We start from the raw sequence: 11,690 nt of genomic DNA on the forward strand, positions 1-11,690 counted from the left end.
ATTAATAATTTTTTATTGTAACACATGACAATGGATATACTTGTTATAGATGATGAAACTGATATTCGTATGCTTATATGTAAGCTGCTCGAAGATGAAGGATATCAAACAAGACATTGTTCAAATAGTGTTAGCGCCCTTGAAGCAATAAGCCGTAGACAACCAGGTCTTGTGATTCTTGATATATGGCTTCAAGGTAGTCCAATGGATGGCATTGAATTGTTGACAATTATCCAACAAAATCACCCAGAAGTTCCAGTCATTATGATAAGTGGTCATGGTAATATAGAAACCGCTGTCGCTGCTATCCGTCAAGGTGCCTATGATTTTATAGAAAAACCATTTAAATCTGATCACCTTTTAGTTGTTGTAGCAAGAGCCATAGAAGCAGCAAAGCTTAAAAAAGAAAATGCAGAACTTAGATCAAAAACAGGATTGGATATTCAACTTGTAGGAAGTTCTGCGTCAATTAATCAATTAAGACAATCTATTGAAAAAGTTGCACCCACTGGTAGCCGCGTGCTTATTACTGGTGCCCCTGGATCTGGTAAAGAAAGAGCGGCCAGATTAATCCATTTTCATTCCAAACGAGCCAAAGGTCCTTTTGTTGTATTAAATTGTGCCTCTATGATTCCAGAACGCCTTGAAATAGAACTTTTTGGTAGATCACAAAAGTATGAAAATAAAAGTGCTCCTATTATTGGTACTTTGGAAAAAGCGCATAATGGTACATTATTTTTAGATGAAATTGCTGACATGCCTCTTGAAACACAGGCAAAGTTAGTTCGTATTTTACAAGAAAATTGTTTTTATCGTTTGGGCGGCTTACATAAAGTCGATGTTGATGTACGCGTTATTGCCTCAACAAGTTGTGATTTATTAGAAAAAATAAGAGAAGGAAATTTTAGGCAAGATTTATTTTATCGTCTTAATGTTGTCTCTTTACCCGTTCCTGCTCTTAAAGAAAGACGAGAAGATATTCCCGAGCTAATAAAACATTTTGTAACTCATGCTAAAATTAATGGTCTTGTCCCCAAACATATTACAGAAGATGCTATTGCTACGTTGCAGGCATATGATTGGCCAGGAAATATTAGACAATTAAAAAATGTTGTTGAATCTTTATTGATTATGGCTAATAGCGAAGATCAAGTCATTAACACCGCAATGTTACCTTCTGAAATAAGCCAGGTAGCTCCACCTAGAGTGCAAAGAGATAGCGGGGCTGAAATTATGGGATTACCCTTACGTGAGGCAAGAGAACTTTTTGAAAAACAATATTTAGATGCACAGGTTGCTCGTTTTGGTGGTAATATATCTCGTACAGCTGTTTTTGTTGGCATGGAAAGATCAGCATTACACAGAAAGTTAAAAATACTTGGTTTAACTTCTTGCGATCGTTCTCCAAAAAATGATGAATAATAATTTTTTTAATTTCTAATTAACTTATATTGATGTCAAAATATATATATGTTAATGGGCATTATTTATTACATGATCAAGCTTTCATTCATGTAGAAGATCGAGGATATCAATTTTCTGATAGTGTTTATGAAGTTATTTATTTATATAACAACCATCTTATTGATGAAGAAGGACATCTGCACCGGTTAGAAAATTCTTTATCAAATATTAACTGCACTATGCCTGTTAATTGTAATACATTGAAATTATTAATAAGAGAATTAATTCGTCGTAACAAATTGCTTTTTGGATTAATTTATATTCAGATTACAAGAGGCATTGCCCCCAGAGATCATAAATTTCCTTTAAATACAAAACCTTCATTAATTATGTCTTGTAAAAAACTTTCATATTCAGAAATTTTAAAACAACAAGATATTGGTATTAATATTATTACTGTCCCTGATGAAAGATGGAAAAGATGTGATATTAAATCAACTATGCTTTTACCCAATGTGTTAGCTAAACAACAAGCATTTGAACAGCAAGCATTTGAAGCAATTATGATTGATAGCGAAGGTTTTTTGACAGAAGGAACATCAACAAATTTATGGATTTTGAATAAAGATGGTATTCTTCAAACTCATGAAGCAAACCATAAAATATTAAATGGTATCACAAGACAAAGACTTATAGCCTTAATTAAAGAAAAAAAGATTCCCTTTATAGAAAAAAAATTTGCTCTTCATGATTTACAACAAGCAAAAGAAGCTTTTATTACCAGCACAAGTTCTATGGTCAAACCAATTATTAAATTAAATGGTAAATCTTTTAATAATGAAATTATTGGTCCTATGGTCATTTATTTGAAACAATTATATCTGGATTATGTTTTAGGCCAAGTTCAATGATATGAAAAATTTATCTTTTCCTGATGCGTTTGTATTTGACTGGGATAATACTCTTGTCCAAAGTTGGGATATTATATTAGAAGCGCTTAATCATACGTTTTATTCATTTTCTCTCCCTTTATGGACGATGACTGATGTTAAAAATAATGTCCGAGCGTCGCTTAGAGATAGTTTTCCCCAAATATTTGGAAATGAATGGTTAAAAGCTCAAGAAATATTTTATAATTACATATTAACACACCATCTAGATAGATTATCCCCAGAGGAGGGGGCAGAGCAACTTCTCGATTTTCTATTAAAAAAGGGGGTCTATTTAGCAATTGTAAGTAATAAAAAAGGGGATATTCTACGTAAAGAAGTACAAAAAATTGGGTGGCTAAAGTACTTCAATAAGGTTATAGGTGCGGGTGATGCAAGCTCAGATAAACCATCTATTGAGCCTGTTACACTAGCTTTAGCTGATCTTATTCAAGCATCCCATAAATCTATATGGTTTGTAGGTGATACAGATATTGATATGCTTTGTGCAAAAAATTCAAATTGTGTTCCTGTGTTAGTTAGAAAAGAAGCACCACAAGAAAATGAATTTAATCAAATTGAACCTGTTTACTATTTTCCTGATTGTATTAATCTTATGAGCACGCTAAGCTCTATTAAATAATTAACTTTGATTTTGATAAGCCCTTAATAAGGAAAAAAAATGACCAATGAAAAAAATCAAAACGTCCAAGATATTTTTTTAAATCATGTACGTAAAAATAAAATACCTGTAACTATTTTTTTAGTAAGTGGCGTTAAATTACAAGGTATAGTTACTTGGTTTGATAATTTTTCAATGCTTCTCAAAAGAGAAGGGCATTCTCAACTCGTCTATAAGCATTCTATATCGACGATTATGCCTAATAATCCGGTACAGCTCTTTGATGATAATGGGGAAGATCCAGAATCAAAAGAAAAATAAAAGCTTTTAGATTTAATTTAAATGTATGATCAGCTTTTATTATCTACACAAGTTATTGTCCTTGATATCAGGTTAAAAAGAACTAAACCAAATTTACGCACTAATGAAGCGGTTTTAGCGGAAGCCATAAATCTTGCGAAGGCTATTCATTTAAATGTTGTTTATAGCCAAACCATTCTAATAAATAAATTTAGTGCTGCGGCTTTAATATCTATGGGTCATATAGATAAAATATCTGAAATTATTAATCAGCACAAAATAGAATTGGTTATTGTTAATCAAACCTTGTCCCCAATTCAACAACGTAATCTAGAAAAAGCATGGAAATGTAAAGTCATTGATAGAACAGGATTAATTCTTGAAATATTTGCATCCCGAGCACAAACCTCTGAAGGTAAACTTCAAGTTGAACTTGCATCATTAACATACCAAAAAAGTAGATTAGTAAAATCCTGGACACATTTAGAAAGACAGCGTGGAGGATTTGGTTTTTTAGGCGGCCCAGGTGAATCTCAACTTGAAATTGATCGACGTCTTATTAGTGAGAGAATTGATTATATAAAAAAAGAATTAAGTACAGTTCAACGTACCCGTCTTTTGCAAAGAAGATCGCGCCAGAAATCAGAATACCCACTTATTGCCTTAGTTGGTTATACCAATTCAGGGAAATCAACCTTATTTAATTTATTAACTGCATCGAAGGTTTTATCCAAAGATCAACTTTTTGCAACTCTGGATCCTACGATGCGTGCTGTTATATTACCCTCAACGAGAACTATTATTCTCTCTGATACAGTAGGCTTTATTTCTGAATTACCAACATTGTTAATCGCAGCATTTCGTGCTACTTTAGAAGAAGTTTTAGAAGCAGATTATATCATTCATGTTATAGATTCTACTCATGAAGATGTCATTGCCCAAAAAAATGATGTTTATCATGTCTTGGATGAATTAGGTATTCATCATGTTGTAAAAGATAATATTTTAGAATGTTATAATAAAATTGATATACTTTCTAACGAAAAAAAAGTTGAAATAGAAAATGAAAATAATCTAGAGAATAATAAAATATTTATATCTGCATTAACAGGTGAAGGTGTTCATGCTTTATTATCCAAAATTGATGACTATTTATCTTTGGATGAAAAAATTATGGAATATCATTTAGAGTATAAAGATTCATCCCAAATAGCTTGGTTGTATAAATATGGACAAGTTCTAAATAGAATAGATTATGATGATTTTTGTTATATAAAAGTGAAAATGAGCCCTGCAAATATTCAACGTTTTGGACATAAGCAAATATCAAAAAAATAATGATTAATCTTTCTATAAAAAAACTATTAAATGGTACTTATGTCAATCCCGATGATACGGGATTTTTAAAAATTGGTATAAAACAAATTGTTATTGAACGAAGTTTAGAAACTCAAGAACTTGAATTAATTAAAGAATTAAATTTGGGTAAAAAACTTGGACTTGTTTTTGATTCTAATACTTTTGAAGTATTAGGGAAAAGAATTGATCACTCTCTCTCAAATAGTTTTAATTTAAAAAAAATTGGATTGCCTATAAACATTGATGCCAACATTACGTTGATTGATCAACTTTTATATGAATTTAATGATGTTGATGCAGTTATTGCAGTGGGTTCTGGTACAATTAATGATTTATGTAAATTTGCTACTTTTAAACTTAATAAACCCTATGTAATTTTTGGTACATCCCCCTCGGTAAATGGATACTGTTCAATGAATGCATCAATTACAGATGGACATATTAAGAAATCCTTTAAAGCTCATTTACCTACAGCTGTTTTTCTTGATTTAACTGTTTTATCGTCAGCCCCCGTAAAAATGATCCAAGCAGGGTTAGGGGATTCTATTTGTCGCTCTACCGCACAGACAGACTGGCTACTATCCCATATTTTATTAGAAACACCTTATAAGAAGGCGCCTTTTAATCTTTTAAGTGAAGATGAAAATTATTTATTTGAAAATAGTGCCAAGCTTTTAGAAAAAGATATGAATGTCATGGCAGCACTGGCCAGGACACTTATTTTATCTGGATGCGGGATGACCTTATGTGGGGGAAGCTATCCAGCAAGCCAAGGTGAACATTTATTAAGCCATTATATGGAATGGTATCATAAAGATAAAAAAATGAACCTTCTACATGGGGAACAAATTGCGGTTACAACATTAACTATGGCTAGGCTTCAACATAAAATCTTATCCTTGTCAACATTACCTTTGCTAGATGAACCCACAGTAAATAAAGAACAAATTATTGATCATTTTGGTCCCGAAATAGGGGAAGATTTCTGGGATGAATATGCAACTAAGATAGCATATTTTTTACATAAAGATAAAATTAATAAAATTTTAAAAAATTCTTGGAATGACATAAAAAAAGAAATTCTTAACATCTCCCTGCCACCTCATACACTGGAACAAACTTTATTGAATATAAACGCACCTACAACAATTCAACATGTAGGGTGGTCAAAAGATTCATATAAAAATGCATTGTTTTATGCCAAAACAATGCGTAATCGTTATACCTTTCTTGATTTTGTAGCTGATACAAATAATACATCATTTTTACAATCATTAAGTCATTAAACATGTTGCTTGATCTTATACCCATAGAAATAAAAAAATCTGTTTCTTACATATTAACAGATATAGATGATACATTAACCACAGAGGGTAAGCTCCCTGCGTGTGCATATTCTGCAATGGAAAAATTATCGCAACACGGCATTCATATTATCCCTATTACAGGCAGACCAGCAGGGTGGTGTGATATGATTGCCCGTTTTTGGCCGGTTAAAGCTGTGGTTGGTGAAAATGGTGCTTTTTATTTTTGCTATAAGCATGAAATGCAAAAAATGGTTCGGTTTTATGTAAAGAATGAACAAGAACGACTAAAAGATAGGCATAAACTTGATATTCTATCGCATGAAATTTTAAATAAGGTACCAGGATGTGCCATTTCTGCGGATCAATCTTACCGTGTTGCAGATCTTGCCATAGATTTTGCCGAAGATGTGATAAAACTAGACGATAAAAAAATAGTAGAAATTGTTGATATTTTTCATTCTCATGGGGCGCATGCAAAAATTAGTTCTATCCATATTAATGGTTGGTTTGGTGATTATAATAAACTTAGCATGACCAAAATTCTTTTTGCCAAAGAATTTAAAATAAATCTTGATACCTATCGTGATAAGGTTTTTTTTATTGGCGATTCACCCAATGATGAACCCATGTTTGAATATTTTAATCATTCTGTTGGGGTAGCCAATATTTTAAATTTTAAATCTAAAATTTCTACCATGCCCAAATGGATTACACAAAAATCAGGGGGGGAAGGATTTGCAGAATTTGCCGATTTATTTTTATAAACACTATATTTTTATTCAAACTCTAAAATCTTTTGATCTGTTAATAAATTATCACCTTCTTTAGCAAAAATTTCTTTAACAAGACCATCACAATTACTGCGTAATACATTTTCCATTTTCATGGCTTCAATAACTGCGATATCCTGACCTAATTTAACTGTATCACCAGCCTTAATATGAAGGGATCTAAGCAAACCAGGCATAGGTGACAAAACAAAACGGGACATATCAGGTTCTATTTTTTCAGGCATTAATTTTTGAAATTTTGCTTCTTTTGGGGATAAAACCATACAGTCAAATTCATATCCCTGAGCTTTCAATTTATAGCCGACGTTTTGACGTTGGACTTGCATCGTAACATTTTGCTTATTAACAAAACCTTTCCATATAAAATCCTTTAACTGCCAATCTGATACAACAACATACTCAACATGGTCATAAAAAATATTATATGAACATGTATTAAAATTAAATGTGACCTTTGCAGAATAATGATTAATATTACTTACAATAACCCAATCAAGTGATACGGTATCTTTTGGATGATCATTTTGTTTTGAATGAAAATATTGTAGATAATATTTGGTATGAAGAGCTACAGCAATAACGATAAAATTTTTTATTTCATGTTCTGGTGGTAACGTAATAAAAAAACCATCTGGAAATTCCTGATCAATAAAATCTGTTGAAAGTTTACCGTCCTTAAATGTTGGATGAGATAAAATGCGGCTTAAAAATGGTATATTATGGGTTACACCTTTTATAACATATTCATCTAAAACGTGATGCATATGATTTATGGCTTCCGGACGGGTATTGCCAAATGTACATAATTTAGAAATCATAGGATCGTAATAAACAGAAATGGTACTTCCTTCATAAACACCGCTATCAATTCTTACATAAGAATTATTTTTGGGTTCTTGGTAATAAATTAATTTACCTGTTGAAGGTAGGAAATTACGTGTTGGATCTTCGGCATAAATTCTTGCTTCAATTGCCCATCCTTGAATTTTAACATCTTTTTGGGTTAAAGATAATTTTTCACCTGCAGCAATTTTGATCATCCATTCAACCAAATCAATTCCAGTTACAAGTTCGGTCACAGGATGTTCAACCTGTAATCTTGTATTCATTTCTAAAAAATAGAAATTACCTTGTTGATCAACAATAAATTCAACTGTTCCTGCAGAGCAATAATTCACAGCTTTGGCAAGCTGAATGGCCTGTTCACCCATGGCTTTCCGTAACTCTGGTGTTACGAAGGGACTAGGGGCTTCTTCAATAATTTTTTGGTGCCGTCTTTGTATAGAACATTCTCTTTCACCAAGGTAAATAATATTGCCATACGTATCACCCAAGATTTGTATTTCAATATGTCTTGGATGTTCAATAAATTTTTCTATAAAGACACGATCATCAGCAAAACTATTTTGAGCTTCATTTTTTGCTGATTTTAACCCTTGCGCGATTTCATGATCATTAAAGGCGATACGCATACCTTTTCCACCACCACCTGCAGATGCCTTAATCATAACAGGATAGCCTATGTCATTAGCAATTTTTATGGCCTCTGTTTCGCTTTTTATATCTCCAAAATAACCTGGCGTGGATGGAACGTTACATGAATGGGCTAATTTCTTTGAGGTGATTTTATCACCCATGGCTGCAATAGCTTTACTATGGGGACCAATAAAAGAAATATTATGTTTTTCAAGTTGTTGAACAAAATGGGCATTTTCAGATAAAAAACCATACCCTGGGTGGACGGCTTCGGCCCCGGTTTTTTTTATAACATCAATAATTTTATCTGCAACTAAATAACTTTGGGATGAGGGGGAAGGGCCAATATATACTGCTTCATCGGCTTCCATAACATGACGGGAATAGCTATCAATTTCACTATAAACAGCAACTGTTTGAATACCCATTTTTTTTGCCGTTCGTATGATACGACATGCAATTTCACCCCGGTTTGCAATAAGTATTTTTTTAAACATAATAAGATTATATCATATAAAAATAATTTTATTGATGGCGGATGGGGTGGGATTCGAACCCACGGTGACGTTACCGCCACGCCGGTTTTCAAGACCGGTGCCTTCAACCACTCGACCACCCATCCAGTTTACTACTTTATTTCCACATATTTTTTAGCATAGATTTCTTTATTGTCATCATTAAAAGTTAAAAATTACTATATTCCAATAAATAAAATTGAAAAAAGCTTGCTCTTCTTAGTTTTCAAGGTTATTTTATCAAATATTATGCTTAAAGGTTAAAATTTTAATGCAAATTAAAATGACGTTAAATAAAAAAATCCTAAACCATTTAATGAAATTAAATGGTTTAATTTTGTGCCTTTTTCTTACAAGTTGTGCTGAGACAAGTTTTGTTGCAGATCAAAGCAAAGCTATCCGTCATAAACCCCAAGCATCAAGAAATAATGTTCAATCTCCCCAAACCTCGGGTATTAAAAGTTATCGCATTGGTGTCCCTTATGAAATTAATGGGATTTGGTATTATCCAAAAGAAGATTTTAATTATGATGTAATAGGGGAAGCGTCATGGTACGGTGAACCCTTTGATGGAAGACCTACGGCCAGTGGTGAAATTTATAACCAGTATGATTTAACAGCTGCCCATAAAACTTTACCTTTACCAAGTATTGTACGTGTGACGAATCTTGATAATGGACGTTCTCTCAATTTAAAAATTAATGATCGTGGACCATTTATTGGGGAACGCATCATAGATATATCAAGACGTGGTGCCCAACTTTTGGGATTTGAACAACAGGGCATAGGCCGTGTTCGTGTACAAATTTTACCCCAAGAAACTATTGCTTTGGCGCAATCTCTTGATAGCAAATCTTTTGATAATAATAACATTACGGCTTTGGCAGAAAATAAACCCACTATCAATCGAAACGAAACAATTCCGACAAATATACATGTAGAAACTTCCCCACAAATTGTGCCTTTGTCCCCAACACCGCAACTACAGCCCACACAACTTGCATCAGCTAAAATTGAAGAACAACCTTTACCAGTAATTGCCCAACAAAAAAGTAACATATCACCCAATTTTACGGAAACAAAAGCTCCTTCAATTAACGTGTCGAACAATTTAAATACTGTTTCTGCTGTTAATCCCCAATCTAATCTTTCTAATCCATCTAATGTATCAACACAGCCCATCCGACAAGTACACAATGTCCAACCTGTAACGCAACTCCCACCCATACAAACTACACAACCTATCCAAGAGGGGCCAAAACAACCCAAATTGGTTTTGGTCAGCATGTCATCTAATAATTATTTATATGGCAAAAACAGCCAAATAAATAAAGGGGTTATCCTAGCATCTAACCCATCTGCTAATCGCGCTGTTTATGTTCAGCTTGGGGCTTTTTCTCAATATGAAAATGCTAAGGGAATTTCAGAAAAATTATCAAATCTTGGTAAAGTTGAATTAACCCCTGTCATCGTTAATGGTCAACAATTATACAGGGTACGTATTGGTCCCCTTGACTCAAAAGATGAGGGTGGCAAATTGTTGACCCAATTACAACAAAATGGACAACAAGCTCATCTCGTAAGTGAGTAGTTAAATAATCAACGTGTTATATATAGGTTGTTAAAATTATGCACAATAAATTTGGAAAATTGGTTTTAAAAATAGTTGCGTTTTTTACTTTGGTATTTTTGATTAATTATTCTATAGCCCATGCCGAAGAATTTCCAACATCAGCTAATGCAGCCTATGTGCTTGATTTAAAAACAAATACAGTTTTATATAATAAAAATGGTGATACCCCATTACCTCCCGCATCCATGAGCAAACTTATGACCATTTATGTGCTTTTTGATGCTTTAAAACAAAAAAAAGTAACTTTGGATAGTGCATTTACGGTAAGCGAAAAGGCATGGCGTATTCAAGGGTCCAAAATGTTTGTACCTATTCATGAACAGGTAAAAGTAGAAGACCTTATCCGTGGTATAATTATACAATCTGGCAACGATGCCTGTATTGTTGTGGCAGAAGGATTATCTGGCAGTGAAGAAGAATTTGCCAAATTACTAAATAAAAAAGCAAAAGAAATTGGATTAACGAACAGCCATTTTGTAAACGCATCAGGTTGGCCCGAACCAAATCATGTCATGAGTGTCAAAGATTTAGCAATTTTGGCCAAAAGATTGATTGAGGATTTTCCAGAATATTACCACTATTTTTCGGAAGAAGAATTTGTATTTAATGGTATTAAACAAGGTAATAGGAATCCCTTACTTTATAAAGATAAAAATTATAGTGCGGATGGTTTGAAAACGGGTCATACAGAAGAAGCAGGATATGGACTAACAGCATCTGCAGTGCGTGATGAACGTCGTGTTATTGTGGTTTTACATGGCTTAAAAAATATGCAAGAAAGGGCCGATGAAAGTAGACGTTTTATGAGCTGGGCCTTTGATAGTTTTGAAGCAAAAAAACTCGTAACTAAAGATACGGTTATTGATGAACTACCTGTTCCTTATGGGACAATAAAAACAGTACCTGTTGTGACAGAAAAAGATGTTTTTGTAACCTTACCACGCAATGCTGACATAACAATGCACGCAAAAACCATTTTACCAGCCTACATTAAAGCACCCGTTAAAGCTGGAGAAAAAATTGGTATATTAACTGTTTCTGCAGATAATATTGAACCAATTGAAATTCCTTTATTAGCAAAAAATGACGTTGAGAAAGAAGGTTTTTTAGAACATATAACAACATCTTTTGAATTATTGTGGCAGTAAATAAAGGTTTTTTTATAAGTTTTGAAGGCGGCGAGGGAAGTGGTAAATCCACGCATGTTAAACTTCTGGCCAATTGGTTATTAGATCAAAAAATTAATTGTATCACAACGCGGGAACCTGGTGGCACAAAAGGGGCAGAAGAAATACGAAATTTGCTGGTGCAAGGGGATGTTAATAGATGGGACCCCCTTACCGAATTATTCCTA

At 33.2% G+C, this 11,690-nt stretch carries 11 protein-coding genes and 1 tRNA gene; 10 read left to right on the top strand and 2 right to left on the bottom strand.

Going from position 1 to position 11,690, the window contains the following annotated elements; all coding sequences use genetic code 11:
- Positions 1-24: 24 nt before the first annotated feature.
- Genes K1X44_04445 through K1X44_04475 form a run of 7 tightly spaced genes read left to right on the top strand, consistent with a single transcriptional unit; the run spans position 25 to position 6,685 of the window.
- Positions 25-1,422 carry a sigma-54 dependent transcriptional regulator gene (locus K1X44_04445; protein MBX7146541.1) on the top strand — a complete coding sequence of 466 codons (1,398 nt, stop codon included), beginning with the start codon at positions 25-27 and terminating at the stop codon, positions 1,420-1,422.
- A 32-nt stretch (positions 1,423-1,454) separates the two neighbouring features.
- Complete coding sequence (locus tag K1X44_04450; protein MBX7146542.1) at positions 1,455-2,315, top strand: D-amino-acid transaminase; 861 nt, start codon at positions 1,455-1,457, stop codon at positions 2,313-2,315.
- A 1-nt stretch (position 2,316) separates the two neighbouring features.
- Positions 2,317-2,976 (top strand): HAD family hydrolase, encoded by a 660-nt coding sequence (locus K1X44_04455; protein ID MBX7146543.1) that lies wholly within the window; start codon positions 2,317-2,319, stop codon positions 2,974-2,976.
- Between the two features lie 39 nt (positions 2,977-3,015).
- A complete protein-coding gene (hfq, locus tag K1X44_04460; GenBank protein ID MBX7146544.1) occupies positions 3,016-3,276 on the top strand; it encodes an RNA chaperone Hfq in 261 nt (86 codons plus the stop codon).
- 21 nt (positions 3,277-3,297) lie between these two features.
- Complete coding sequence (gene hflX, locus K1X44_04465; GenBank protein MBX7146545.1) at positions 3,298-4,593, top strand: GTPase HflX; 1,296 nt, start codon at positions 3,298-3,300, stop codon at positions 4,591-4,593.
- Positions 4,593-5,900: an iron-containing alcohol dehydrogenase gene (locus K1X44_04470; protein MBX7146546.1), complete on the top strand. Its 1,308-nt coding sequence runs from the start codon at positions 4,593-4,595 to the stop codon at positions 5,898-5,900. Before hflX ends, K1X44_04470 begins: the two co-directional genes overlap by 1 nt.
- A gap of 2 nt (positions 5,901-5,902) precedes the next feature.
- Positions 5,903-6,685, top strand: coding sequence for an HAD-IIB family hydrolase (locus K1X44_04475; protein MBX7146547.1), 783 nt, complete (start codon positions 5,903-5,905; stop codon positions 6,683-6,685).
- Positions 6,686-6,696: 11 nt separating this feature from the next.
- On the opposite strand, the gene accC is transcribed toward K1X44_04475, so the two are convergent.
- Together accC and K1X44_04485 are read right to left on the bottom strand one after the other, a co-directional pair.
- On the bottom strand, positions 6,697-8,685 hold the full coding sequence (gene accC / locus K1X44_04480) for an acetyl-CoA carboxylase biotin carboxylase subunit (GenBank protein ID MBX7146548.1): 1,989 nt from the start codon (positions 8,683-8,685) through the stop codon (positions 6,697-6,699).
- 35 nt (positions 8,686-8,720) lie between these two features.
- A tRNA-Ser gene (locus tag K1X44_04485) sits at positions 8,721-8,810 on the bottom strand.
- A 176-nt stretch (positions 8,811-8,986) separates the two neighbouring features.
- Between K1X44_04485 and K1X44_04490 the strand changes: the two genes are divergently transcribed.
- The 3 genes from K1X44_04490 to K1X44_04500 all read left to right on the top strand — a co-directional run.
- Positions 8,987-10,294, top strand: a complete 1,308-nt coding sequence (locus K1X44_04490; GenBank protein MBX7146549.1) for a septal ring lytic transglycosylase RlpA family protein — start codon at positions 8,987-8,989, stop codon at positions 10,292-10,294.
- A gap of 38 nt (positions 10,295-10,332) precedes the next feature.
- A complete protein-coding gene (locus tag K1X44_04495; protein MBX7146550.1) occupies positions 10,333-11,484 on the top strand; it encodes a D-alanyl-D-alanine carboxypeptidase in 1,152 nt (383 codons plus the stop codon).
- Positions 11,472-11,690 (top strand): thymidylate kinase (locus K1X44_04500; GenBank protein ID MBX7146551.1); only part of this gene is annotated, 219 nt, incomplete at its 3' end. The genes K1X44_04495 and K1X44_04500, both read left to right, overlap by 13 nt.

This window comes from Alphaproteobacteria bacterium (assembly GCA_019695395.1).
Lineage (GTDB): Bacteria > Pseudomonadota > Alphaproteobacteria > JAEUKQ01 > JAIBAD01 > JAIBAD01.

Bases quoted from the DNA above. Each gene is read 5' to 3' on its own strand.
- K1X44_04445 (MBX7146541.1), top strand. From the start codon at position 25: ATGACAATGGATATACTTGTTATAGATGATGAAACTGATATTCGTATG.
- K1X44_04450 (MBX7146542.1), top strand. From the start codon at position 1,455: ATGTCAAAATATATATATGTTAATGGGCATTATTTATTACATGATCAA.
- accC (MBX7146548.1), bottom strand. From the start codon at position 8,685: ATGTTTAAAAAAATACTTATTGCAAACCGGGGTGAAATTGCATGTCGT.
- K1X44_04470 (MBX7146546.1), top strand. From the start codon at position 4,593: ATGATTAATCTTTCTATAAAAAAACTATTAAATGGTACTTATGTCAAT.
- K1X44_04490 (MBX7146549.1), top strand. From the start codon at position 8,987: ATGACGTTAAATAAAAAAATCCTAAACCATTTAATGAAATTAAATGGT.
- K1X44_04495 (MBX7146550.1), top strand. From the start codon at position 10,333: ATGCACAATAAATTTGGAAAATTGGTTTTAAAAATAGTTGCGTTTTTT.
- hfq (MBX7146544.1), top strand. From the start codon at position 3,016: ATGACCAATGAAAAAAATCAAAACGTCCAAGATATTTTTTTAAATCAT.
- K1X44_04475 (MBX7146547.1), top strand. From the start codon at position 5,903: ATGTTGCTTGATCTTATACCCATAGAAATAAAAAAATCTGTTTCTTAC.
- hflX (MBX7146545.1), top strand. From the start codon at position 3,298: ATGTATGATCAGCTTTTATTATCTACACAAGTTATTGTCCTTGATATC.
- K1X44_04455 (MBX7146543.1), top strand. From the start codon at position 2,317: ATGAAAAATTTATCTTTTCCTGATGCGTTTGTATTTGACTGGGATAAT.